This is a genomic window from Streptomyces sp. NPDC034085, from assembly GCF_055575555.1.
In genome coordinates, this window is record NZ_JBVISL010000002.1 from 96,319 (window position 1) to 121,521 (window position 25,203).

The 25,203-nt window shown below is 72.0% G+C and carries 22 protein-coding genes; 18 read left to right on the plus strand and 4 right to left on the minus strand.

What is annotated here, in order from left to right:
* Positions 1–7 precede the first annotated feature (7 nt).
* Genes ACZ501_RS05630 through nuoN form a run of 13 tightly spaced genes read left to right on the plus strand, consistent with a single transcriptional unit; the run spans position 8 to position 15,540 of the window.
* Positions 8–562, plus strand: a complete 555-nt coding sequence (locus ACZ501_RS05630) for a NuoB/complex I 20 kDa subunit family protein (protein WP_045946776.1) — start codon at positions 8–10, stop codon at positions 560–562.
* Positions 559–1,281, plus strand: coding sequence for an NADH-quinone oxidoreductase subunit C (locus ACZ501_RS05635; protein ID WP_361603024.1), 723 nt, complete (start codon positions 559–561; stop codon positions 1,279–1,281). The genes ACZ501_RS05630 and ACZ501_RS05635 overlap by 4 nt, the downstream gene beginning before the upstream one ends.
* The gene (locus ACZ501_RS05640; RefSeq protein ID WP_361603027.1) at positions 1,281–2,621 is read left to right on the plus strand and encodes an NADH-quinone oxidoreductase subunit D; all 1,341 of its coding nucleotides are present in this window, start codon (positions 1,281–1,283) and stop codon (positions 2,619–2,621) included. Before ACZ501_RS05635 ends, ACZ501_RS05640 begins: the two co-directional genes overlap by 1 nt.
* Complete coding sequence (gene nuoE, locus ACZ501_RS05645; protein ID WP_468792869.1) at positions 2,618–3,355, plus strand: NADH-quinone oxidoreductase subunit NuoE; 738 nt, start codon at positions 2,618–2,620, stop codon at positions 3,353–3,355. Before ACZ501_RS05640 ends, nuoE begins: the two co-directional genes overlap by 4 nt.
* Entirely contained in the window at positions 3,355–4,743 is a 1,389-nt protein-coding gene (gene nuoF / locus ACZ501_RS05650) for an NADH-quinone oxidoreductase subunit NuoF (RefSeq protein WP_361603033.1), read from the plus strand. Before nuoE ends, nuoF begins: the two co-directional genes overlap by 1 nt.
* Positions 4,740–7,241, plus strand: a complete 2,502-nt coding sequence (locus ACZ501_RS05655) for an NADH-quinone oxidoreductase subunit G (protein ID WP_468792872.1) — start codon at positions 4,740–4,742, stop codon at positions 7,239–7,241. Before nuoF ends, ACZ501_RS05655 begins: the two co-directional genes overlap by 4 nt.
* Positions 7,238–8,632, plus strand: a complete 1,395-nt coding sequence (gene nuoH / locus ACZ501_RS05660; protein WP_361603039.1) for an NADH-quinone oxidoreductase subunit NuoH — start codon at positions 7,238–7,240, stop codon at positions 8,630–8,632. The genes ACZ501_RS05655 and nuoH overlap by 4 nt, the downstream gene beginning before the upstream one ends.
* The gene (gene nuoI / locus ACZ501_RS05665; RefSeq protein ID WP_362458690.1) at positions 8,625–9,251 is read left to right on the plus strand and encodes an NADH-quinone oxidoreductase subunit NuoI; all 627 of its coding nucleotides are present in this window, start codon (positions 8,625–8,627) and stop codon (positions 9,249–9,251) included. Before nuoH ends, nuoI begins: the two co-directional genes overlap by 8 nt.
* Entirely contained in the window at positions 9,248–10,060 is an 813-nt protein-coding gene (locus ACZ501_RS05670; protein WP_468792874.1) for an NADH-quinone oxidoreductase subunit J, read from the plus strand. The genes nuoI and ACZ501_RS05670 overlap by 4 nt, the downstream gene beginning before the upstream one ends.
* Entirely contained in the window at positions 10,057–10,356 is a 300-nt protein-coding gene (gene nuoK / locus ACZ501_RS05675; RefSeq protein ID WP_007265827.1) for an NADH-quinone oxidoreductase subunit NuoK, read from the plus strand. Before ACZ501_RS05670 ends, nuoK begins: the two co-directional genes overlap by 4 nt.
* Before the next feature lie 12 nt (positions 10,357–10,368).
* Positions 10,369–12,309: an NADH-quinone oxidoreductase subunit L gene (gene nuoL, locus ACZ501_RS05680; protein WP_361603048.1), complete on the plus strand. Its 1,941-nt coding sequence runs from the start codon at positions 10,369–10,371 to the stop codon at positions 12,307–12,309.
* A 1-nt stretch (position 12,310) separates the two neighbouring features.
* Positions 12,311–13,897, plus strand: a complete 1,587-nt coding sequence (locus ACZ501_RS05685) for an NADH-quinone oxidoreductase subunit M (protein WP_468792877.1) — start codon at positions 12,311–12,313, stop codon at positions 13,895–13,897.
* Positions 13,894–15,540, plus strand: a complete 1,647-nt coding sequence (gene nuoN, locus ACZ501_RS05690; RefSeq protein WP_468792879.1) for an NADH-quinone oxidoreductase subunit NuoN — start codon at positions 13,894–13,896, stop codon at positions 15,538–15,540. Before ACZ501_RS05685 ends, nuoN begins: the two co-directional genes overlap by 4 nt.
* Positions 15,541–15,619: 79 nt before the next feature.
* Here the strand turns inward: nuoN and ACZ501_RS05695 are convergent, their stop codons facing one another.
* The 3 genes from ACZ501_RS05695 to fahA all read right to left on the minus strand — a co-directional run bounded on the left by ACZ501_RS05695 (position 15,620) and on the right by fahA (position 18,257).
* Positions 15,620–16,246 (minus strand): hypothetical protein, encoded by a 627-nt coding sequence (locus ACZ501_RS05695; RefSeq protein ID WP_468792882.1) that lies wholly within the window; start codon positions 16,244–16,246, stop codon positions 15,620–15,622.
* 107 nt (positions 16,247–16,353) lie between these two features.
* A complete protein-coding gene (locus tag ACZ501_RS05700; protein WP_468792885.1) occupies positions 16,354–16,932 on the minus strand; it encodes a hypothetical protein in 579 nt (192 codons plus the stop codon).
* A gap of 98 nt (positions 16,933–17,030) precedes the next feature.
* Complete coding sequence (gene fahA, locus ACZ501_RS05705; protein WP_361603063.1) at positions 17,031–18,257, minus strand: fumarylacetoacetase; 1,227 nt, start codon at positions 18,255–18,257, stop codon at positions 17,031–17,033.
* Positions 18,258–18,399: 142 nt separating this feature from the next.
* Here fahA and ACZ501_RS05710 point away from each other — a divergent pair, with 142 nt between their 5' ends.
* Entirely contained in the window at positions 18,400–19,212 is an 813-nt protein-coding gene (locus ACZ501_RS05710; protein ID WP_361603066.1) for an HAD family hydrolase, read from the plus strand.
* Between the two features lie 319 nt (positions 19,213–19,531).
* Here the strand turns inward: ACZ501_RS05710 and ACZ501_RS05715 are convergent, their stop codons facing one another.
* Entirely contained in the window at positions 19,532–21,535 is a 2,004-nt protein-coding gene (locus tag ACZ501_RS05715) for a CocE/NonD family hydrolase (protein WP_361608411.1), read from the minus strand.
* Between the two features lie 488 nt (positions 21,536–22,023).
* Here ACZ501_RS05715 and ACZ501_RS05720 point away from each other — a divergent pair, with 488 nt between their 5' ends.
* From ACZ501_RS05720 to ACZ501_RS05735, 4 genes are all read left to right on the plus strand, one after another.
* Entirely contained in the window at positions 22,024–23,034 is a 1,011-nt protein-coding gene (locus ACZ501_RS05720) for a polyprenyl synthetase family protein (RefSeq protein ID WP_361608413.1), read from the plus strand.
* Positions 23,035–23,260: 226 nt separating this feature from the next.
* Positions 23,261–24,469 (plus strand): LolA-like protein, encoded by a 1,209-nt coding sequence (locus ACZ501_RS05725; protein ID WP_468792887.1) that lies wholly within the window; start codon positions 23,261–23,263, stop codon positions 24,467–24,469.
* Between the two features lie 97 nt (positions 24,470–24,566).
* Positions 24,567–24,770: a hypothetical protein gene (locus ACZ501_RS05730; protein WP_361608417.1), complete on the plus strand. Its 204-nt coding sequence runs from the start codon at positions 24,567–24,569 to the stop codon at positions 24,768–24,770.
* Complete coding sequence (locus tag ACZ501_RS05735; RefSeq protein WP_361608419.1) at positions 24,767–25,192, plus strand: hypothetical protein; 426 nt, start codon at positions 24,767–24,769, stop codon at positions 25,190–25,192. Before ACZ501_RS05730 ends, ACZ501_RS05735 begins: the two co-directional genes overlap by 4 nt.
* Positions 25,193–25,203: the final 11 nt, after the last annotated feature.

Consider the following 25,203-nt stretch of genomic DNA (forward strand, 5'->3'; position numbering starts at 1 on the left):
AATTCCCATGGGACTGGAAGAGAAGCTGCCGAGCGGCTTTCTGCTCACCACCGTCGAACAGGCCGCGGGCTGGGTGCGCAAGGCATCCGTCTTCCCGGCCACCTTCGGCCTGGCGTGCTGCGCCATCGAGATGATGACCACCGGCGCCGGCCGCTACGACCTGGCCCGCTTCGGCATGGAGGTCTTCCGCGGCTCCCCGCGCCAGGCCGACCTGATGATCGTGGCGGGACGCGTCAGCCAGAAGATGGCGCCGGTGCTGCGCCAGGTCTACGACCAGATGCCCGCCCCGAAGTGGGTCATCTCCATGGGCGTGTGCGCCTCGTCGGGTGGAATGTTCAACAACTACGCGATCGTCCAGGGCGTCGACCACATCGTCCCGGTGGACATCTACCTGCCCGGCTGCCCGCCCCGCCCCGAGATGCTGATGGACGCGATCCTCAAGCTCCACCAGAAGATCCAGGGCTCGAAGCTCGGCGTGAACCGGGAAGAGGCGGCGCGCGAGGCGGAGGAGGCCGCCCTCAAGGCCCTCCCCACCATCGAGATGAAGGGGCTCCTTCGGTGAGCGACGACCCGGCCGTCGAGAACGGCAACAACGTCCCCGCTCCCCGGCCCGGCTCCGGGCCCGAGGTGATCGGCGTCCGCAAGGGCATGTTCGGCAGCCGCGGCGACGGCGACACCACCGGCTACGGCGGCCTGGTGCGCACCGTGGCACTGCCCGGCGCGACCGGCCGCCCCTACGGTTCGTACTTCGACGAGGTCGTCGACGAGCTGGAGGGCGCCCTGGAGGAGCAGGACCTGCTCCCGCAGCACGCGATCGAGAAGACCGTCGTCGACCGGGGGGAACTGACCCTCCACATCGCCCGCGAGCACCTGGTGCGGGTCGCCTCCACCCTGCGCGACGATCCCGCCCTGCGCTTCGAGCTCTGCACCGGCGTCTCGGGGGTGCACTTCCCCGGCGACAAGGGCCGCGAGCTGCACGCCGTCTACCACCTGCGCTCGCTCACCCACGGCCGGATCCTGCGGCTGGAGGTGTCCGTCCCGGACGCCGACCCGCACCTGCCCTCGCTCGTCACGGTCTACCCGACCAACGACTGGCACGAGCGCGAGGCGTACGACTTCTTCGGCCTGGTCTTCGACGGCCACCCCGCCCTCACCCGGATCATGATGCCGGACGACTGGCAGGGCTTCCCCCAGCGCAAGGACTACCCGCTCGGCGGGATCCCCGTCGAGTACAAGGGCGCCCAGATCCCGGCTCCCGACCAGCGGAGGTCGTACAGCTGATGTCCCCCACCCCGAACCACGCGGAAGACCACGCCTCCGCGCGCGAGACGACCGAAGGCGCCGTCTACACCGTCACCGGCGGCGACTGGGACGAGATCGTCCGGTCGGCGTCCCGCGCCGACGACGAGCGCATCGTCGTCAACATGGGACCCCAGCACCCGTCCACCCACGGAGTGCTCCGCCTGATCCTGGAGATCGACGGCGAGACGGTCACCGAGGCCCGCTGCGGCATCGGCTACCTGCACACCGGCATCGAGAAGAACCTCGAATTCCGGAACTGGACGCAGGGCACCACCTTCGTGACGCGCATGGACTACCTGACGCCGTTCTTCAACGAGACGGCCTACTGCCTCGGCGTCGAGAAGCTGCTCGGCATCACCGACCAGGTCCCCGACCGCGCCACCGTCATCCGCGTCCTGCTGATGGAGCTCAACCGGCTCTCCTCGCACCTGGTGTGCATCGCCACCGGCGGCATGGAGCTGGGCGCGACCACGATCATGATCTACGGCTTCCGGGACCGCGAGCTGATCCTCGACGTCTTCGAGCTGATCACCGGCCTGCGCATGAACCACGCCTTCGTCCGCCCCGGCGGCCTCGCCCAGGACCTGCCCCCGGGCGCGGTCGACCAGCTGCGCGAGTTCGTCAAGACGATGAAGAAGAACCTGCCGGAGTACGACAAGCTCGCCACCGGCAACCCCATCTTCAAGGCCCGCATGCAGGACGTCGGCTACCTCGACCTCACCGGCTGCATGGCGCTCGGCGCCACCGGCCCGATCCTGCGCTCGGCCGGGCTGCCGCACGACCTGCGCAAGGCGGACCCGTACTGCGGCTACGAGACGTACGAGTTCGACGTCCCCACCACCGAGAGCTGCGACTCCTACGGGCGCTTCCTGGTCCGCCTGGAGGAGATGCGCCAGTCGCTGCGGATCGTCGAGCAGTGCCTGGACCGGCTGGAGCCGGGCCCGGTGATGGTCGCCGACAAGAAGATCGCCTGGCCGGCGCAGCTGGCCATGGGCCCCGACGGCCTCGGCAACTCGCTCGACCACATCAAGAACATCATGGGCACCTCCATGGAGGCCCTCATCCACCACTTCAAGCTGGTGACCGAGGGCTTCCGGGTACCGGCCGGCCAGGCGTACGCGGCCGTCGAGTCACCCAAGGGCGAGCTCGGCGTGCACGTCGTCTCCGACGGCGGTACCCGCCCCTACCGGGTCCACTTCCGCGACCCGTCCTTCACCAACCTCCAGGCCATGGCCGCGATGTGCGAGGGCGGCCAGGTCGCCGACGTCATCGTGGCCGTCGCCTCCATCGACCCCGTGATGGGAGGCGTCGACCGATGACCGACATCTCATTGGGCATGCCGCAGCTTCCCGCCCCCGACTTCCCGGCCGCCGTGCGCGAGCGGCTCGAAGCGGACGCGAAGGAGATCATCGCCCGCTACCCCGACAGCCGCTCCGCGCTGCTGCCGCTGCTGCACCTGACCCAGTCCGAGGAGGGCTACGTCTCGCGCACCGGCATCCGCTTCTGCGCCGAGGTGCTGGGCCTGACCACCGCCGAGGTCACCGCGGTCGCCACCTTCTACACGATGTACCGGCGCCGCCCCTCCGGGGACTACCAGGTCGGCGTCTGTACGAACACCCTGTGCGCGGTGATGGGCGGCGACGCCATCTTCGACGAGCTCAAGGAGCACCTGGGGGTCGGCAACAACGAGACCACCGCCGACGGCAAGGTGACGCTGGAGCACATCGAGTGCAACGCGGCCTGCGACTACGCACCCGTGGTGATGGTCAACTGGGAGTTCTTCGACAACCAGACCCCCCAGTCCGCCAAGGCCCTCGTCGACGACCTGCTGGCGGGCCGCCCGGTCGAGCCGACCCGGGGCGCGCCGCTGTGCACGTACAAGGAGACCGCCCGGATCCTGGCGGGCTTCCCCGACGAGCGCGAGGGCGCGGTCGGGGCGAGCGGCGGGGCGGGCCCCGCCTCCCTGATCGGCCTGCGCATCGCCCGCGGTGAATCCCCGCACGCCCCGATCGTGCACCCGCGCGGCGAGGCCACCACCGAGGGAGGGGAGTGATGACGGTGTCATCCAAGGAAAGTCATGGGGGCCCCTCCCAGCCGAAGGCTGGGGGAGGGAGCCCGGAGAAGCTCCTCGCACCCGTCCTGTCGGCGTTCTGGGACGAGCCCGAGTCCTGGACGCTGGAGACCTACCGGCGCCACGAGGGCTACGAAGGCCTGCGCAAGGCCCTCGCGATGACCCCGGACGAGGTGATCGCGTACGTCAAGGACTCCGGTCTGCGCGGACGCGGCGGCGCGGGCTTCCCCACCGGGATGAAGTGGCAGTTCATCCCGCAGGGCGACGGCAAGCCGCACTACCTCGTGGTGAACGCGGACGAGTCGGAGCCGGGAACCTGCAAGGACATCCCCCTCCTCTTCGCCAATCCGCACTCCCTCATCGAGGGAATGATCATCGCCTGTTACGCGATCCGGTCGGAGCACGCCTTCATCTACCTGCGCGGGGAGACGGTCCCGGTCCTGCGGCGCCTGCACGAGGCGGTGCGCGAGGCGTACGCGGCCGGATACCTCGGCAAGGACATCGCCGGCAGCGGGCGCAACCTCGACATCACGGTGCACGCGGGAGCGGGCGCGTACATCTGCGGCGAGGAGACGGCACTGCTCGACTCCCTCGAAGGCCGGCGCGGTCAGCCCCGGCTGCGTCCCCCCTTCCCCGCTGTCGAGGGGCTCTACGCGTGCCCCACTGTCGTCAACAACGTCGAGTCCATCGCCTCGGTTCCCGCGATCCTCAACAAGGGCAAGGACTGGTTCAAGGCGATGGGGACGGAGAAGTCCCCCGGCTTCACCCTGTACTCGCTCTCCGGGCACGTCGCGGGCCCCGGCCAGTACGAGGCCCCGCTCGGCATCACCCTGCGCCAGCTCCTCGACATGAGCGGCGGGATGCGCCCCGGGCACCGGCTGAAGTTCTGGACCCCGGGCGGCTCCTCCACGCCGATGTTCACCGACGAGCACCTGGACGTCCCGCTCGACTACGAGGGCGTCGGCGCCGCCGGATCGATGCTCGGCACCAAGGCGCTCCAGTGCTTCGACGAGACCACCTGCGTGGTGCGCGCCGTCACCCGCTGGACCGAGTTCTACGCCCACGAGTCCTGCGGCAAGTGCACCCCGTGCCGCGAGGGCACGTACTGGCTGGTCCAGCTGCTGCGCGACATCGAGGCCGGCCAGGGCGTCCTGTCCGACCTCGACAAGCTGAACGACATCGCCGACAACATCAACGGCAAGTCGTTCTGCGCGCTCGGCGACGGCGCGGCCAGCCCGATCTTCTCCTCGCTGAAGTACTTCCGCGCGGAGTACGAGCAGCACATCACCGGCAAGGGCTGCCCCTTCGACCCCAGGAAGTCGACCCTCTGGGCTGACGGTCCGGCCAAGAACTCCGAGGTGAACGCATGACCGTCGCCACCAATGCCCCCGCCGGCGGCGGCGAGGCCGCGAAGCCGCCGCAGGACCTGGTCTCCCTGACCATCGACGGCATCGAACTGTCCGTCCCCAAGGGCACCCTCGTCATCCGGGCCGCCGAACAGCTCGGCATCGAGATCCCCCGGTTCTGCGACCACCCCCTCCTCCCCCCGGCCGGCGCCTGCCGCCAGTGCATCGTCGAGGTCGAGGGCCAGCGCAAGCCGATGGCCTCCTGCACCATCACCTGCACCGACGGCATGGTCGTCAAGACCCAGCTGACCTCCGAGGCCGCCGACAAGGCCCAGCGCGGGGTGATGGAGCTGCTGCTCATCAACCACCCGCTGGACTGCCCCGTCTGCGACAAGGGCGGCGAGTGCCCGCTGCAGAACCAGGCGATGTCGCACGGCAACGCCGCATCGCGTTTCGAGGGCAAGAAGCGCACCTACGAGAAGCCCGTCCCGATCTCCACCCAGGTGCTGCTGGACCGCGAGCGGTGCGTGCTGTGCGCGCGCTGCACCCGCTTCTCCAACGAGATCGCCGGCGACCCGATGATCGAACTGCTGGAACGCGGCGCGCTCCAGCAGGTCGGCACCGGCGAGGGCGACCCCTTCGAGTCGTACTTCTCCGGCAACACCATCCAGATCTGCCCGGTCGGCGCCCTCACCTCGGCCGCCTACCGGTTCCGCTCCCGCCCCTTCGACCTCGTCTCCTCCCCGAGCGTGTGCGAGCACTGCGCGGGCGGCTGCGCGACCCGCACCGACCACCGGCGCGGCAAGGTGCTGCGCCGCCTCGCCGCCGAGGACCCCGAGGTCAACGAGGAGTGGATCTGCGACAAGGGCCGCTTCGCGTTCCGCTACGCGCAGCGCCCCGACCGGCTGACCACGCCCCTGGTCCGCGGCGCGGACGGGGTGCTGGCGCCCGCGAGCTGGCCCGAGGCGCTGGAGGCGGCGGCCCGTGGGCTCACCGCCGCGCGCGGGCGGGCCGGGGTGCTGACCGGCGGCCGGCTCACCGTCGAGGACGCCTACGCCTACGCCAAGTTCGCCCGGGTGGTGCTCGGCACCAACGACATCGACTTCCGGGCCCGGGTGCACAGCGCGGAGGAGACCGAGTTCCTGGCCGCCGCCGTGGCCGGCACCGGAAAGGACCTCGACGGGACGGGCGTCACGTACTCCTCGCTGGAGGCGGCCCCCGCCGTGCTCCTCGTCGGCATCGAGGCCGAGGAGGAGGCCCCCGGGGTCTTCCTGCGGCTGCGCAAGGCCCACCGCAGGCACAAGCAGCAGACCTTCGCCCTCGCCCCCTTCGCCACCCGCGGCCTCGCCAAGGCGGGCGGCACCCTGCTGGCCGCCGCCCCCGGGACCGAGCCCGAGTGGCTCGACGCACTGGCCACCCGCACCGGCCTGGAGGCGGGCGGCTCCGAGGCCGCGGAGGCGCTGCGCCGGCCGGGCGCGGTCATCGTCGCCGGAGAGCGCCTGGCCGGCGTGCCCGGCGCGCTGACCGCCGCCGTCCGCACGGCCACCGCGACCGGGGCCCGCCTGGTGTGGATCCCGCGCCGGGCCGGGGAGCGGGCCGCCGTCGAGGCGGGCGCGCTGCCGTCGCTGCTGCCGGGCGGGCGCCCCGCCACCGACCCGCGGGCCCGCGAGGAGGTCGCCGCGGCCTGGGGGCTGGAGGAACTCCCGCACCGCTACGGCCGCGACACGGGGCAGATCGTCGAGGCCGCCGCCACCGGGGAGCTGTCCGCCCTGCTGGTCGCGGGCGTCGAGGTCGCCGACCTGCCGGACCCGGCCCGCGCCCGCACCGCCCTGGAGGAGGCCTTCGTGGTCTCCCTGGAGCTGCGGCCCGGGGAGGTCACCGACCGCGCGGACGTGGTCCTGCCGGTCGCCGCCGTCGCCGAGAAGGCCGGGACGTTCATCAACTGGGAGGGCAGGGTCCGCCCGTTCGAGGCCGCCCTCAAACCCGACCAGATGACCCGCCGCCTCGCCCCCGCCGACGCCCGCGTGCTGCACATGCTCGCCGACGCCGCCGACCGGCCCCTCGCGCTGCCCGACGTACACGCCGTACGCAGGGAGCTGGCGCGGCTCGGCCCCTGGGAGGGGGAGCTGGCGCCCGAGCGGTCCACCGCCCCCGAGCCGCTGCCCCGCCCCGGCGCGGGCGAGGCCGTCCTCGCCGGGCACCGGCTGCTGCTCGACCTGGGCCGGCTCCAGGAGGGCGACGACGCCCTGGCCGGCACCCGGCACGAGGCCGCCGCCCGGCTCTCGGCCGCCACCGCCGCCGAGACCGGCGTCAAGGACGGCGACGTCCTCGCCGTCACCGGCCCGGCGGGCGTGGCGGAACTCCCGCTGCGGATCACCGAGATGCCCGACCGGGTGGTGTGGCTCCCGCTGAACTCCACCGGCTCCGGAGTCCTCGCCGACACCGGCGCCCGCCCCGGAACCCTCGTACGGATCGGCCCGGCCGGGGCCGGCCCTGCGGCCGACGCGGAGGTACGACCGTGACCCACCTCGCCCCGTTCGCGGCGCAGCCGCACATCCTGGCCGCCGAGGACCTCACCCTGTTCGGCAGGGACGTCTGGTGGCTCGTCCTCGTCAAGGCGGTGTTCTGCTTCGCCTTCTTGATGGTGACGGTGCTCTTCTCCATCGTGTGGGAGCGCAAGGTCGTCGCCTGGATGCAGCTGCGCATCGGCCCCAACCGGCACGGCCCCTGGGGCATGCTCCAGTCGCTCGCCGACGGCGTGAAGCTGATGCTGAAGGAAGACGTCGTCGTCAAGCGGGCCGACAAGGTGGTGTACGTCCTGGCCCCGATCATCGCGGCGATCCCGGCCTTCATGGCCATCGCGGTGATCCCCTTCGGCCCCTCGGGCAACGAGGTGTCGATCTTCGGCCAGCGCACCACGATGCAGCTGACGGACCTCCCGATCGCGATGCTGTACGTCCTCGCGGTCGCCTCGGTCGGCATCTACGGCATCGTCCTCGCCGGCTGGTCCTCCGGCTCCACCTACCCGCTGCTCGGCGGCCTGCGCTCCTGCGCGCAGATGATCTCGTACGAGATCGCGATGGGCGCGGCCTTCGCCTCGGTGTTCCTCTACTCCGGGTCGATGTCGACCTCGGCGATCGTGGAGGCGCAGGCGGACCGCTGGTACATCGTGCTCCTGCCGGTGTCCTTCATCATCTACGTCGTCACGATGGTCGGTGAGACGAACCGCGCCCCCTTCGACATGCCGGAGTCCGAGGGCGACCTCGTCGGCGGCTTCAACACCGAGTACTCCTCCATCAAGTTCGCGCTGTTCATGCTGGCCGAGTACGTCAACATGGTCACCGTCTCGGCGGTGTCGGTCACCCTCTTCCTGGGCGGCTGGCGGGCCCCGGCGCCGATCTCCACGTACTGGGAGGGCGCCAACCACGGCTGGTGGCCGCTGCTGTGGTTCGTCATCAAGGTCCAGCTGCTGCTGTTCTTCTTCATCTGGCTGCGCGGCACGCTCCCGCGCGTGCGCTACGACCAGTTGATGAAGCTCGGCTGGAAGGTCCTGATCCCGGTCTCCGTGGTCTGGCTGATGCTGGTCGCCACCGTCCGGGCGCTGCGCAACGAGCGCTACGACTTCAGCGAGATCGTCCTGTACGTCGGGGGCGCGGTCATCGCGGTCCTGCTGGTCTCCTCCGTCGCGGACCACTTCCGGGACAAGCGGGAGAAGGCGGCCGCCGCCGAGGCCGGGAAGGCCGCCGCGGCCGAGCCCTTCGACGCGATGGCCGGCGGCTTCCCCGTACCGCCCAAGCCCGGCCAGCACCTGGCCCCTGTACCGCGCCGACGTCCCCGCGGCGAGCGGGAGCTGATGGTCAGCGGCGGGGCGAACACCGACAGTGACCGAGAGGAGGGTGCTGACCATGCCTGACGCAGAGGGCGACAAGTGGCAGAACCCGGTGGCCGGCTTCGGCGTGACCTTCAAGGCCATGTTCAAGAAGCGGCTCACCGAGCAGTACCCGGAGCAGCCGAAGACCACCGCTCCGCGCTTCCACGGACGGCACCAGCTCAACCGCCACCCCGACGGCCTGGAGAAGTGCATCGGGTGCGAACTGTGCGCCTGGGCCTGTCCCGCCGACGCGATCTACGTGGAGGGCGCGGACAACACCGAGGAGGAGCGCTACTCCCCGGGTGAGCGGTACGGGCGGGTCTACCAGATCAACTACGCCCGCTGCATCCTGTGCGGCCTGTGCATCGAGGCGTGCCCGACGCGGGCGCTGACGATGACCAACGAGTTCGAACTGGCCGACTCCAGCCGGGAGTCACTGATCTACACCAAGGAGCAGCTCCTCGCGGGGCTGACCGAGGGCATGGTCGAGACCCCGCACTCCATCTTCCCGGGCACCGACGAGCAGGACTACTACCGTGGGCTGGTGACGGGCGCCGCCCCGGGCACGGTCCGGCAGGTGGCCGTCTCCAAGGGGGAGACGGCCCCGGCCGACGCCCCCGCCGACGCGCCCGCCGGTACGACCGAGGGGGTCGGGGCATGAGCGCCATCGCCGCGGCCGCCACCTCGACCTCCACCGGTGAGGCCGTGCAGTTCTGGGTGCTCGGCACGGTCGCCGTCATCGGCGCGCTGTGCACCATCCTGATGAAGAAGGCCGTGCACAGCGCCCTGTGCCTGGCCGGGACGATGATCGTCCTGGCGGTCTTCTACCTCGCCAACGGGGCGTACTTCCTGGGCGTGGTCCAGGTCGTCGTCTATACCGGCGCCATCATGATGCTGTTCCTCTTCGTGGTCATGCTCGTCGGCGTCACGGCGGCCGACTCGCTGAAGGAGACCCTCAAGGGGCAGCGCTGGCTGGCCGCCCTGTGCGGGCTCGGCTTCGGCGTCCTGCTGATCGCCGGCATCGGCCACGCGGGGCTCGGCCACTTCAACGGGCTCGGCCGGGTCAACTCCGCCGGGCACGTCGAGGGCCTCGCCGAACTGATCTTCACCCGCTACATCTTCGCCTTCGAGATCACCGGCGCACTGCTGATCACGGCGGCCGTCGGCGCCATGGTGCTCACCCACCGCGAGCGCACCGAGCGGGCCGCCACCCAGCGCGAACTCGCCGAGAAGCGCGTCCGCGAGGGCGTGCAGCTCCCGCCGCTGCCGGCCCCCGGCGTCTACGCCCGGCACAACGCGGTGGACGTCGCCGGCCTGCTGCCCGACGGCACCCCGTCCGAGCTGACCGTGAACAAGACGCTGCGCGCCCGCGGCCAGGTCCGGGACGTCTCCGGCCAGGCCCTGGACGACCTCAAGGCGCTGGAACATCGCTCCGCGGAGCGCCTCGGCCGAGAGGAGGCCTCGAAGTGAATCCGGTCAACTACCTGTACCTGGCCGCCCTGCTGTTCACCATCGGCGCGGCCGGCGTACTCATCCGGAAGAACGCGATCGTGCTGTTCATGTGCGTCGAGCTGATGCTCAACGCCTGCAACCTCGCCTTCGTCACCTTCTCCCGGATGCACGGCAACCTCGACGGCCAGATCATCGCGTTCTTCACGATGGTCGTCGCCGCCGCCGAGGTCGTGGTGGGCCTCGCGATCATCGTGTCGCTGTTCCGTACCCGCCACTCGGCCTCGGTCGACGACGCCAGCCTGATGAAGCTGTAAGGGGCGTTCACAGTGGAGAATCTGATTGCGCTGCTGGTGGCGGCGCCCCTGCTCGGAGCGGTGGTGCTGCTGTGCGGCGGCCGGCGCCTCGACAAGGCCGGCCACTGGATCGGCACCCTGCTCGCGGCCGTCTCGTTCGGCATCGGCGTCGTCCTGTTCGCCGGCATGCTCGGGCGCGGCGCCGAGGACCGGGCCCTGGCCCAGCACCTGTTCAGCTGGGTGCCGGTGGAGGGCTTCCAGGCGGACATCGCCTTCCAGCTGGACCAGCTGTCGATGACCTTCGTCCTGCTGATCTCCGGGGTGGGCACGCTCATCCACGTGTACTCGATCGGGTACATGGAGCACGACGAGCGCCGCCGCCGCTTCTTCGGCTACCTCAACCTGTTCGTCGCGGCGATGCTGCTGCTCGTCCTCGCCGACAACTACCTGCTGCTGTACTTCGGCTGGGAGGGCGTCGGCCTCGCCTCGTACCTCCTGATCGGCTTCTGGCAGCACAAGCCCAGCGCGGCCACCGCCGCGAAGAAGGCCTTCCTGGTCAACCGGGTCGGCGACATCGGCCTGTCGATCGCGATCATGCTGATGTTCACCACCTTCGGGACGTTCGCCTTCGGGCCGGTGTTCGCCTCCGCGGGCGACGCCTCGGAGGGCAGGCTGACCGCGATCGGCCTGATGCTGCTGCTGGCGGCCTGCGGCAAGTCGGCGCAGGTCCCGCTGCAGTCCTGGCTCGGTGACGCGATGGAGGGCCCGACCCCGGTCTCCGCCCTCATCCACGCCGCCACCATGGTCACCGCGGGCGTCTACCTGATCGTCCGCTCGGGCGTGATCTTCGACGGGGCACCGGACGCGCAGCTCGTCACCACCGTCGTCGGTGCGGTGACCCTGCTCTTCGGTGCGATCGTCGGTTGCGCGAAGGACGACATCAAGAAGGCCCTCGCCGGCTCCACGATGTCGCAGATCGGCTACATGATCCTCGCCGCCGGCCTCGGCCCGGTCGGCTACGTCTTCGCGATCATGCACCTGGTGACGCACGGCTTCTTCAAGGCCGGCCTCTTCCTCGGCGCGGGCTCCGTCATGCACGGGATGAACGACGAGGTCGACATGCGCAAGTACGGCGGCCTGCGCACCTACATGCCGGTCACCTTCGTCACCTTCGGCCTCGGGTACCTCGCGATCATCGGCTTCCCCGGCCTGTCCGGCTTCTTCTCCAAGGACATGATCATCGAGGCGGCCTTCGCCAAGGGCGGCACCCAGGGCTGGATCCTCGGCGGGGTCGCCCTGCTGGGCGCCGGCATCACCGCCTTCTACATGACCCGGGTCATGCTCCTCACCTTCTTCGGCGAGAAGCGCTGGCAGCCCGCGCCCGACGCCGACGGGACGCCGAGCGCCGAACCGGCCGCCGAGCACCGGGCGGGACGGATGCCGCACCCGCACGAGTCGCCGAAGTCCATGACCATCCCCATGATCGTGCTGGCCTTCGGCTCGGTCTTCGCGGGCGGCTTCTTCGAGATCGGCGAGCGCTTCCTGAACTGGCTGGAGCCCGTCACCGGGTACGAGCACGGCCACCCACCGGTCAGCGCCATGACGGTGACCGCCTCCACCATGGTGGTCCTGGTCGTCGGCGTGGCCCTCGCCTGGGCCGTGTACGGCCGCCGGCCCGTCCCCGTCGTCGCCCCGCGCGGCTCGTTCCTCACCCGGGCGGCCCGTCGGGACCTGTTCCAGGACGACTTCAACCACGTGGTCCTCGTACGGGGCGGAGAGCACCTGACCCGCTCCCTGGTGTACGTCGACCACAGCCTCGTCGACGGAGTGGTCAACGGCACGGCCGCCTCGGTCGGCGGACTCTCGGGCCGGCTGCGCAAGCTGCAGAACGGCTACGCCCGCAGCTACGCGGTCTCGATGTTCGGGGGCACGGCGATCCTGATCGCCGCGACCCTGCTGATGAGGGCGGTGTGAAATGAGTTTCCCGCTTCTGACGGTGACGGCCGCGGTACCCGCGGCCGGCGCGGTCCTGACGGCGGCCGTCCCGGCCGCCCGCAGGACCGTCGCCAAATGGCTCGCGCTGCTCTTCTCGCTGGCCACACTGGCCCTGGCCGTGCTGGTCGCGGTCCGCTTCGAGCCCGGTGGCAAGCGCTACCAGCTCACCGAGTCCCACGCCTGGATCGCCGACTTCGGCGTCCGCTACGAACTGGGCGTCGACGGCATCGGCGTGGCGCTCATCGCGCTCACCGCCCTGCTGATCCCCTTCGTGATCCTGGCCGGCTGGCACGACGCCGACCCCCTGGAGACCGCCTCCTCCCGCTGGCGGCCCACCCAGGGCTTCTTCGCCCTGATCCTGCTGGTCGAGGCGATGGTGGTGATCTCCTTCGAGGCCACCGACGTCTTCCTCTTCTACATCTTCTTCGAAGCCATGCTCATCCCGATGTACTTCCTCATCGGCGGCTTCGGGGACCGGGCGCACGCCGGAACGGACGAGAACGCCGCCGCGCAGCGCTCGTACGCGGCCGTCAAGTTCCTCCTCTACAACCTGGCCGGCGGCCTGATCATGCTGGCCGCCGTCATCGGGCTGTACGTGGTCGCCGGGAACTTCTCGCTCCAGGAGATCACCGCCGCCCGCGCCGCGGGCACGCTCGACATGGCCACCAACACCGAGCGGCTGCTCTTCCTCGGCTTCTTCTTCGCCTTCGCGGTGAAGGCCCCGCTGTGGCCGCTGCACACCTGGCTGCCCAACGCGATGGGCGAGGCCACCGCCCCGGTCGCGGTCCTGATCACCGCGATCGTCGACAAGGTCGGCACCTTCGCGATGCTCCGCTTCTGCCTCGGGCTCTTCCCCGAGGCCAGCAAGTGGGCCACCCCGGCGATCCTCGTCCTGGCCCTGATCAGCATCGTCTACGGCGCGCTGCTCGCGGTCGGCCAGCGGGACATCAAGCGGCTGATCGCCTACGCGTCGATCTCGCACTTCGGCTTCATCATCCTGGGCATCTTCGCGATGACCTCCCAGGGCCAGTCAGGCGCCACGCTCTACATGGTCAACCACGGGATCTCCACGGCGGCGCTGATGCTGGTAGCCGGCTTCCTGATCTCCCGGCGCGGCTCGCGGCTCATCGCCGACTACGGCGGCGTGCAGAAGGTCGCCCCGGTCCTCGCCGGCACCTTCCTGATCGGCGGCCTCGCCACCCTGTCCCTGCCGGGCCTCGCCCCCTTCGTCAGCGAGTTCCTGGTCCTGGTCGGCACCTTCGCCCGCTACCCGGTCATCGGCATCATCGCCACCATCGGGATCGTGCTGGCCGCCCTGTACACGCTGGTCCTCTACCAGCGCACCATGACCGGCCCCGTCAAGGAGGGGGTCCGCGCCATGCCGGACCTGCGCGCACGGGAACTGCTGGTGGTCGCCCCGCTGATCGCCCTGCTGATCGGGCTGGGCGTCTACCCCAAGGTGCTCACCGACATCGTCAACCCGGCGGTGGAGCACACCATGTCGGACGTGAAGCAGACGGACCCGAAGCCCGAGCTGTCCATCCAGAACGTGGAGGCGGCCAAGTGATCGCATCCCAGCACCTGCTGACGCTGGCGGCCAACGGACCGGCCGACCGGATCCCGGCCCCGCACATCGAGTACGCGCAGCTCGCGCCCACGCTGATCGTGGTGGGCGCGGCCGTCCTCGGCGTCCTCGTCGAGGCCTTCGTCCCGCGCAGGTCCCGCTACTACGTCCAGGTGTTCCTCGCCGTCGCCGCCCTGGCCTCGGCCTTCGCGGCGGTCGTCGGCCTCGCGGCCGGCGGGTACGGGAGCACCAAGGCGCACATCGCGGCCATGGGCGCCATCGCGGTGGACGGCCCGGCGCTCTTCCTCCAGGGCACCATCCTGCTCGCCTCCCTCGTCGCGGTGTTCACCTTCGCCGAGCGCCGCCTCGACCCGATGGCGCACGGCAAGCGGGTGGACTCCTTCGCCGCCCAGGCCGCGTCCGTCCCGGGCAGCGACAGCGAGAAGGCCGCCGTCAAGGCCGGTTTCACCACCACCGAGGTGTTCCCGCTCGCCCTGTTCGCGGTCTCCGGCATGCTGATCTTCCCGGCCGCCGACGACCTGCTGACGCTGTTCGTCGCCCTGGAGGTCTTCTCCCTCCCGCTGTACCTGCTCTGCGCCCTCGCCCGCCGCCAGCGGCTGATGTCGCAGGAGGCCGCCGTCAAGTACTTCCTGCTCGGCGCGTTCTCCTCGGCGTTCCTCCTCTTCGGCATCGCACTGCTCTACGGCTACGCCGGCTCGGTCTCCTACGCGGTCATCGCCGACGTGGTGGACGGCACCGTCACCCGGATCGACCCGGCGCTGGCGTCCACCATGGGCAACGACGCGCTGCTGCTCATCGGCGGCGCGCTCATCCTCATGGGCCTGCTGTTCAAGGTCGGCGCGGTCCCCTTCCACATGTGGACCCCGGACGTCTACCAGGGCGCCCCGACCCCGGTCACCGGCTTCATGGCGGCGGCGACCAAGGTGGCCGCCTTCGGCGCGCTGCTGCGGCTGCTGTACGTGGTCCTGCCGGGGCTGCGGTGGGACTGGCGGCCGGTGATGTGGGGCGTCGCGATCGTCACGATGCTCGCGGGAGCGGTGATCGCCGTGACCCAGACCGACGTGAAGCGGCTGCTGGCGTACTCCTCCATCGCGCACGCCGGCTTCATCCTGGCCGGTGTGATCGCCACGTCCGAGGAGGGCGTCAAGTCCGTCCTCTTCTACCTGGCGGCCTACTCCTTCGTGACCATCGGCGCCTTCGCGGTGGTCACGCTGGTGCGCGACGCGGGCGGCGAGGCGACGCACCTGTCGAAGTGGGCGGGCCTGGGGCGGCGCTCGCCGCTCACCGCGGCCGTCTTCGCGGTGTTCCTGCTGGCCTTCGCCGGCATCCCGCTGACGTCCGGCTTCGCCGGGAAGTTCGCGGTGTTCAAGGCGGCCGCGGAGGGCGGCGCCGGGGCGTTGGTGGTGGTCGGTGTCGTCTCGTCGGCGATCGCCGCGTTCTTCTACATCCGGGTGATCGTGCTCATGTTCTTCAGCGAGCCGAAGGCCGACGGCCCGACGGTGGCCGTGCCCTCGCCGCTGACCATGACCACCATCGCGGTGGGCGTCGCGGTCACCCTGGTCCTCGGCCTGGCCCCGCAGTACTTCCTGGACCTGGCGGGACAGGCGAGCACCTTCGTCCGCTGACCCGGTCCGTACGGACGCCAGGGCCCGGCCCCCTCGGGGGGCCGGGCCCTGCGCCGTGCGGGGGCGGTCCGGGCGGTGCCTAGTGCCCGTGCGCGTGCGACGCGGCCGCCGGGGTGGCGGCCGCCGCGCCGGGGGCCTTCGGGGGGCAGCTCAGCCCGGGGTTCCAGTTGTGGAAGCGGCCGGCCGGGTTCTCCCGGTACGCCCACATGTGGAGGTCGTAGTGCTTGGGCATGCCCGCCCAGTGGCCGGGCATGGGGCCGTCGAAGGGCAGCCCGAACATGGTGGGCCGGTCGTCGGTGGTCTTCAGGTCCTGGTCCCGGTCGGCGGACATCCACTCCACCGTCTGGAGCTTGCGGCGGCCGTGGCGGTCCTTGGCGGTGCTGTAGAGGAGCGCGGTCGGCCTGGCGGGGTCCGTCGAACCCCAGTTGGACTCCTTGACGTAGTGGTAGCCCATCGTGCCGACCCCGAACGGGTTGGTCATGCACTCCTGGCCGTGCGGGACGTACCCGTCCTTGAGGGCCTGCTGCTCGTCGACGTACTTCGCGGTCACCGCGATCGCCGTGGCCATGTCGCGCATCGCCTGCGGGTTGCGGGGGTCGGGCGCCGGGCCCTCCACCGCCTGCGCCGGCGGCAGGGCGGCCAGGAGCAGGGACGCGCCGGCGACGGCGCAGGCCAGCAGGGCCTTGGGGCTGCGGGGTACGGACATGGGAGCTCCTGGTGTTCGGGGCCGGTCCCGGAGGGGCTTTCGTCCACCATCCCGGGACGGCGGGGGCCCCGCACGCGGCGGGGATCCGAACGGGGGGCGGCGCCGCGCTACGCGGTGGAGGGCGTGGCGGGGCGCGGCCTGGTGGTGCCGGGACGGCAGGTCACCGACGGGTTGAAGGGCTCGAACCGCCCGGACGGGTTGTCCTTCCACAGCCACAGGTGGAGCGAGTAGTGGACCTTCTGGCCCTTGTAGCGGGCGGGAAGCGGGCCGCGGAACGGCTCCCCGAACAGGGAGGGGCGGTCGTCGTCGGTGTCGATGCGGCCGTCGCGGTCCACGACCATCCATTCGAGGCCGGCCAGGCGCCAGTGCCCCGCGCCGTCCCCCTCGTAGAGCAGGGCGGTGGGCTTCTGGGGGTCGGTGGAGCCGTCGTAGGCGTGGTTGAAGTGCGGGTAGCCGAGGGCCCCGCCGCCGTCGCCCGGGTTGACGACGCAGTACTGGTCGGGGACGTAGCCGGCGGCGACGGCCGCCTCGTGCCGGTGGTACTTGGCGGTGGCGCGGTAGGACGCGGCCAGTTGGGCGGCGGGCGCGGCCGGGGGGGAGGCCGGTGCGGCGGGGGCGGCGCCGAGGGCGAGGGAGGCGGTGGCCGCGAGGGCCAGGGGGGCGAGCTGTGCGGTACGAGAGGCCATGCCAGCAGCGTCACCGCGGCCCCGGGCCCCCGCCACTCAGGCGGCGCGGGCGGAGTATCCGGGGGCGGCGGGGGAGACCCGCCGCTCCCGTCTCCGGGCTACCGGGAGGCCGTGATGCGGCCGGTGACCTCGCCGAGGCCCACGCGGGTGCCGTCGGCGCCCGGCGCCCAGGCGGTGAGGGTGACGGTGTCCCCGTCCTCCAGGAAGGTGCGCTTGCCGTCGGCGAGCTCGATGGCGTCGCGGCCGTTCCAGGTGAGCTCCAGCAGCGAGCCGCGCTGGTCGACCTCGGGGCCGCTGACCGTGCCGGAGCCGAACACGTCGCCGGTGCGCAGCGAGGCGCCGTTGACGGTCATGTGGGCCAGCTGCTGGGCGGCGGTCCAGTACATCGAGGCGAACGGCGGCCGGGCGACCTCCTGCCCGTTGACGGAGACCGTGATGCGCAGGTCGAAGCCGCCGGGGCGGTCGACGTCGGCGTCGTCGAGGTAGGGCAGCAGCGGGAAGTCCCGGGCGGGCGGCGCGACGCGGGCCGCGTCCAGGGCCTCCAGGGGGGTCACCCAGGCGGAGACGGAGGTGGCGAAGGACTTGCCGAGGAAGGGGCCGAGCGGTACGTACTCCCAGGCCTGGATGTCGCGCGCGGACCAGTCGTTGAGGAGGAACAGCCCGAAGACGTGCTCCTCGAAGTCGCCGAGCGCGACCGGACGGCCCAGCTCCGAGGGGGTGCCGACGACGAAGCCGACCTCGGCCTCGATGTCGAGCTTCACCGACGGACCGAAGACCGGCGCCGGGTCGGCGGGGGCCTTGCGCTGCCCGGAAGGCCGCACCACGTCCGTCCCGGAGACCACGATCGTGCCCGAGCGGCCGTGGTAACCGATGGGCAGGTGCTTCCAGTTGGGGGTGAGCGCGTCCCCGTCGGGGCGGAAGATCCGTCCGACGTTGGTGGCGTGGTGCTCGCTCGCGTAGAAGTCGACGTAGTCCGCGACCTCGTACGGCAGGTGCAGCGCGACGGCGTCCAGCGGCAGCAGGTGCGGCTCGACCGTCTCGCGGTGCCCGGGGTCGGTGACCCAGGCGGTCAGCGCGCGGCGCACGTCGCGCCAGGCGGTGCGGCCGGCGGCCAGCAGCGGGTTGAGCGAACCCTGGGCGAGGACCCCGGCGTAGGGGGAGCCGAGCGCGACGGCGACGGCCCCCGCGTCGAGCACGTACCCGCCGAGGCGCACGCCGACCCGGCGGCGCTGCGGCTCCGCCGGAGTGGAGAACACGCCGTAGGGGAGGTTGTGCGGCCCGAACGGGTCGCCCTCGGGGACGTCGAGGGGGCTCTGCTGGGGCATGGGGTGCTGCCTCGCTTTCGAGGGGGGCCGGGGGGTGTCCCGGGGGCTGGTTGACACGTTACGTGGCGTGTGGGGTCTGTGGGAGGCCGGATTAGGGCGCTATTTGTAGGACTTGTCCAAGGGGGTCCGTATCCTTGGCGCCGTGACTTCCGCCCTCCCCTATGCCTTGATCGCCACCGACCTGGACGGGACTCTGCTGTGCGCCGGTGACACCGTCTCCCCCCGCTCCGGCGCGGCGCTCGCGACGGCGCGCGCGGCCGGCGCCCGCCACATCGTCGTCACCGGCCGCCCGGTCCCACAGATCCGGCACGTCCTGGACGACCTCGGCTACACGGGGCTCGCGGTGTGCGGGCAGGGAGCGCAGGTGTACGACGCGGCGCGCGGAATCCTGCTGCACTCCGTCGCGATGGACCGGGGCCTGGCCGAGGTGGCCCTCGGCAAGATCGAGGCGGAGATCGGCGAGGTGTACGTGGCGGTCAACCAGGAGGGGGTGGACGCGGAGATGCTGGTGGGGCCGGGCTACCGGATGCCGCACCCGCACCTGCCGATGGTCCGCGTGCGGGGGCGTGGCGACTTGTGGTCGTCACCGATCAACAAGGTGCTGCTCCAGCATCCGCGGCTGGACGACGACGAACTGACGCGGGTGGCGCGGTCGGTGGTCGGGGAGCTGGTGAACGTCACGATGGCGGGGGAGCACACGGTGGAACTCCAGCCACCGGGCATCGACAAGGCCAGTGGGCTCGCGCGGGCGGCGTCGGCCCTGGGGGTGGGGGCGGAGTCGACGATCGCCTTCGGCGACATGCCGAACGACGTCCCGATGTTCGCGTGGGCAGCGCACGGGGTGGCGATGGCGAACGCGCACCGCGAACTGGTCGCCGTCGCCGACGAGGTGACGCTGTCGAACGAGGCGGACGGCATCGCGGTCGTCCTGGAACGGCTGTACGGACCCTCTTGACGCGGTCCTCGCACCGCTCAGCGCTGGCGCGCTTCCCGGGCTTCGGCCCGCTGCGCCGGACTCCGTCCGTCGACGCCGCGGCGGGGCCACGGGGCGGCTGGGGGCCGGCGCAGGCAGACCCAGCCTCGTCGGCGTTTGAGGCGCGGGGTCCGGGGCGGAGCCCCGGGGAACGGGGGAAGGGCGGGCAGGGGACCAGCCCCGCGCAGCGGCACCCCCCCCGCAGGCGGGCACCCGCCCGCGGCCCCGTCCCGGTCCGACGGCCGGAGGTCCGGCCGCGGCGCGGAGCCGGGGAAGCCGGGCACGGCCGAGCCGGACGGGCTCAGCCCGCCGCGCGGGGGAGGCGGCGCTCCCAGGTGCGGTGGAAGAGGACCTCCTCGCCCTCGCGGCAGACGACCTCGTTCACCGTCACGAAGCCGCCCTCGTCGCACGAGATCTCCGACCGGGTCTCCACCCGCGCGTCCCACCCCAGCTCCGCCCGGTGCAGCCGGATCCGCCACCGCGAGCCCGTCCGCGCGGACAGCGCGTCCGCGGACCGGATCTCGTACGACTCCTCCGCGTCCTCCTCGTACTCCAGCCCGTCCGGGTACACCCGCGTCCCCCCGGACCGGGGGTCCACTTCCAGCCGCCAGAGGCCGCGGGCGACGTCCCGTACGACGACGCGTTCCGGACGCGGATCGTCCAGGGTCTCCGGATGGACCACCGCCGGCGGCTCCGCCTGCTCCGGCGCCCCGAAGGCGATCTGCCCGTCGAGGGAGGAGGCCGCGCGGACCGGCAGTTCCAGCGTGCTGCCCCCCGGGTCGAGGGTCCAGCCCGCCTCGGAGCCGGCCCGCGGCCAGATCCACGGCCAGTACGCGGAGGACAGCGCGAGCCGGATCCGGTGGCCCGGGGAGAAGGAGTGGCCGATGCCGTTCAGTTCGAAGGTGACGTCCTCGTACGCGCCCACCCGCCACGGCACCGCCCGCTCCCGCCCCTGCCGCGCCGAGAGGTTCAGCGCCCCGCGCGTGACCAGCGTCGACGCCCCGTCGGGGGCGACGTCGCACAGCCGCGCCACCACCTGCCCGTACGGGACGTCCATCCGCAGCCGCAGCGTCACCGACGGCCGGCCCAGGATCTCCACCGGTTCACCCGGCGCGACCGGGAACTCGAAGCAGGCCGACTTCGCGTCCTCCTCCCGCTGGTCCGGCGGCAGGTCGGCTTCGTTGCCCGAGGGGGAGAACCGCCCGGCGTCCAGCCCGGTGTGCTGCGGCGAGGCCACCGCCACCGGCGCGCCCTGGAGCCCGTACGAGACGGGCACGACGGAGGGCGACGGCCACGCCTTCTCGCCGGCCCAGCGGCCCGGCAGCCGCTCGTAGGCGGTCGCGGGCGGGTGCGAGCCGCTGATCCAGGCGCGCAGCAGCGGCTCGTCCATCACCCCGTTGTCGTCGCCCTTCAGCCAGTGGTCCCACCAGCGCAGGGTCTCCTGGAGGAAGCCGATCGCCGGTCCCGGCGGCCGTTCCCGGTCGGGGTACTGCTGTGACCACGGCCCGATCAGGCCCCGCACCCGGGAGGCGGGCAGGTGGGAGACCAGCCGCAGCACCGCGTCCCGGTGGGGGTCGTGCCAGCCGCCCACCGCGAGCACCGCCGCGCCGATCGCCGCGTAGTCCTCGCAGACGCTGCCGTGGCGCCAGTAGGCGTCGCGGGTCTGGTGCGAGAGCCAGGTGTGGATCAGGGGCTCCACGCCCTCCAGCCGGTCCAGCCACTGCTCGCGCCAGCCGTCGCCGACGTGGAGCGGGTCCGGCGGGCGGGAGGCGAAGGCCAGCAGGGCGGCGGCCCGGGCGTGCATGTCCACGGCCAGCACGGAGCCGCCCATGTAGTGGCCGTCGTCGTCGTAGCGGTCGTCCGTCGAGCAGACGGTGACGACGGCCTTCAGCGCCTTCGGGGCGAGCGCGGCGATCCGGAGGCTGTTGCACCCGCCCCAGCCGATGCCGAACATCCCCACCGCACCCGTGCACCACGGCTGCGCGGCCAGCCATTCCACCACCGCGACCCCGTCGGCCAGTTCGCGGGCGTCGTACGCGTCCCCGGGCCGGCCCCCGCTGCAGCCGTGGCCGCGCACGTCCACCCGTACGGAGGCGTAGCCGTGCCCGGCGTACCAGGGGTGGCGCTGCCCGTCGCGCGGCGCGGTCCCGTCGGTCAGCCGGTACGGGAGGTACTCCAGCAGGGCGGGAACGGGCTCGTCCGTCACCGGGCGCCAGATGCGGGCGTACAGATCCACCCCGTCCGGCGTCGGGATCCGGACATCCTCGCGGGCGGTCGCGTACGGGAAGTCGGTACGGATGATCATCGGGATTCCTTCACCGGCCCCTCAGTGGTGGACGGGACGCCCCGTACGGCGCGGCCGGGACCCGGCCGGCGCGCGGTCCGGACCGCCACGGCCGGACCCGCGAGGGCCGGATCCGCGACGGCCCGGGCGGCGCGAAACGGCCCGTCGTCAACCGGCCGGTGCCCGCCGGGCGGCGGGCGCGGCACGGCCGCCGGGGTTGACGCCCGCGGCGGAACGGGCGGATCTGGCGGCGCGCGGAGGGCCGCCCGTCCGGCGGGGCCTGCCTGGACTCGACCACGGAGGTAGCAGTTCTGGACAAAACAGATGCTCCGGTTGTTTCGGCTCCCACCGAACATACCGGGACGGATCGGACCGCGCGTGCGCGGCAACCGGACAGGCCCTCTCGGTGATCGAAAACAGACCGGATACGCTGGCTTGAGTGATGGCAGCGACACATCGACAATCCATGTGATCGTCAGCGTGATCGTCAGCAGACAGGAGTACCCCTCGTGACCGTCGTCGGGCCGTTCGGACTGAGCGTGCGGGACCAGGCTCTTGAGACCGATGTCCAGGCCGGACTGGCCGCCGTCGAGGCGGGTCTGCTGGAGGCCACCAAGAGCGAAGTCCCCTTCATCACCGAGGCCGCGCAGCATCTGGTGCGCGCCGGGGGCAAGCGCTTCCGGCCGCTGCTGGTGATGCTGGCCTCCCGCTTCGGCGATCCCTACGCGCCCGGGATCGTGCCGTCCGCGGTGGTCGTGGAGCTCACCCACCTGGCGACGCTGTACCACGACGACGTCATGGACGAGGCGGACGTGCGCCGCGGGGTGGAGAGCGCCAACACCCGCTGGGGCAACTCCGTGGCGGTCCTGACGGGTGACTTCCTGTTCGCCCGTGCGTCGCACATCCTCGCGGACCTCGGGCCGGAGGCCGTGCGCATCCAGGCCGAGGCCTTCGAGCGGCTCGTGACCGGCCAGATCCTGGAGACGGCCGGTCCGCGCGACGGCCGCGACCCGGTCGCGCACTACCTGGACGTCATCGCCGGCAAGACCGGCTCGCTGATCGCCGTCTCCGGCCGCTTCGGCGCGCTGATGTCCGGCGCCGACGAGTCCGTCGTCGACATCCTGACCCAGTACGGCGAGCGCCTCGGCACCGCCTTCCAGCTCGCGGACGACGTCCTCGACATCGCCTCCGACTCGCACGAGTCCGGCAAGACCCCCGGCACCGACCTGCGCGAGGGCATCCCGACCCTGCCCGTGCTGCGGCTGCGCGAGACGGCCGAGCGGGACCGCCGCCCCGAGGACCTGGAGCTCGTGGCCCTGCTCGACGGGGACCTCACGGACGACGCCCGGCACGCCGAGGTCCTCGCCCGGCTGCGGGTGCACCCCGCGCTGGAGCAGGCCCGCCGCGACACCATCCAGTACGCGGAGGACGCGCGCGCCACGCTCGCCCCGCTGCCGGAGTGCTTCGCGAAGTCGGCGCTGGAGGAGCTGTGCGACGCGGTGGTCCACCGCGCGGGCTGACCGGCGCCCCTGGCAGTGGAAGGGCCCCCGCGGCCCGGGGACCCCTACGGGTCGCGGAGCGGGGGCCCTTCCCATGTCATCCCACGGTCGTACGCGGAGTTGATTCCGGGGGCTGACGCCCCGGGCTCCCCGTTTTGGTCAGATGGAGCCATCGAGAACCCCACCGGATCGGGTGAGCGCGGCGACACGGGGGTCGCCGCCGTGGACACAGAGGGCAGGGACTGACATGGCAGCGAACACGAAGACCTCGCGCAAGGCCGCCCGGTACGCCGTACCGGTCGCCGTGGCGGGGGTCGCGGCGGCGACCGTGGCGATGGTCCCGGCCTTCGCCAACGCCGGCGGACCGGACCTGCCCAAGGTGACGGCGCAGCAGCTGATCGAGAAGGTCGCGGCCTCCGACGTGGAGCAGCTCTCCGGCACCGCCAAGATCACCACCGATCTGGGTCTGCCCCAGCTGGCCTCCGGGCTGCTCGGCGGCGGCGGCATGGCGGGCGGGTCGGCCGACCCGCAGGACAAGATCGCGCAGCTGGCGAACGGCACGCACACCTTCCGGGTCGCGGCCGACGGCCCGGACCGCCAGAAGGTGACCTTCCTCGACGGCAAGGACGAGTACACCCTCGTCCACAACGGTGAGGACGTCTGGGGCTACGACTCCAAGTCCAACGAGGCCTTCCACGAGAAGGGCGGGCGGGACGCCGCGGGCCAGGAGCACGGGAAGGCCGCCGACCGCCTCGCGGCCTCGCCGCAGGAGCTGGCGCAGGAGGTCCTCAAGGCCGCCGGCCCCACCACCGACATCAGCGTCGGCGACACCGCGCAGGTCGCCGGGCGCGACGCCTACCAGCTGGTCCTCAAGCCCAAGCAGGGCGGCTCCACCGTCGGCTCGGTGCAGATCGCGGTGGACGCCGGGAACGGCGTGCCGCTGCGGGTCCGGCTGCTGTCCAGCCAGGGCGGCAAGCCGATCGTGGACGCGGGCTTCACCCAGGTGGACTTCGCCAAGCCGGCCGCGGACGCCTTCGCCTTCGCCCCGCCGAAGGGCGCCAAGGTGACGGAGGGCTCGGAGCACGGCAAGGACGGGAAGGAGGACAAGCCGCTCAAGGCGCTGGAGTCCTTCCCCGGCCTCGGCGCCCTGGCCGGCGGGGCGGACGGCAAGGGCGAGGTAAAGGTCCTTGGCGAGGGCTGGTCCACGGTGGCGCGGATCGACTCGGGGGCCGGCGCGTCCGGGATGTCCCTGAAGGACCTGGAGAACGACAAGAACGCGCCGAAGGAGGCCAAGCAGTTCCTGAACTCCCTCGGGGACAAGGTCTCCGGGAAGTTCGGCGAGGGCCGGTTCTTCTCCACCCGCCTGGTCAACGCGCTGATCACGGACGACGGCAAGGTCTACGTCGGTGCGGTCACCAAGGACCAGCTGGTGAGGACGGCCGACTCCGCGAAGTAGCCGCAGCACCGCCGGGGGTGGCCGGGGACCTGTGTCCCCGGCCACCCTTGTGCCGTTCCCCTCCTGCGTACAGCGCGGCCGCTGTACCGTGATGGACATGTCGAGACACGTCACCATCCGCCTGGACGAAGAGTTCCACGAACGCCTGAAGGCGCGCGCGGCGGCGCTGGGTACGACGGTCACCGCGCTCATCACCGAGGTCACGGAACGCGAACTCGACGAGGACCGCAAGACGTTCCTCACGGGCATCGAGGAGTTCGCCGACCACTGGGGCTACTTCCAGGAGCGGTTCGGCAATTGAAGATCACCATGGAGTGGGCCTGGACCGCACTGGCCCACCATCTGCCGTCGGATCCCGCCGTGTGGGACCCCTCCGGGGTGGCCGCTGCCGTCGCCCGGCACCAGAACGACCTGGTGATGGTCCCGGAGCAGCCCGCCCCCGACACCGCCTGGCGGGCGGCGGCCTTCCTGCACACGCTCGCCGTCTGCCCGGCGCTGGAATCGCCGATGAACGAGTTCTACGCCGCCGCCGCGACCCGCTCGTACCTGCGGGTGGCCGGGGCGAAGCAGCTGCCCTCGCCGGAGGAGCTGGGCGACCTGGTGGAGGCCGCGAAGCTGGGCCGGGCGGACGTCTCGGCGGTCGCCCAGGAGCTGCGCGCCCGCATCCAGGACCCCCTGTCCGGCGTGATCCAGTCGGGTCACGCCGGAGCGGGGGAGGACTAGTGCCGTCGAGG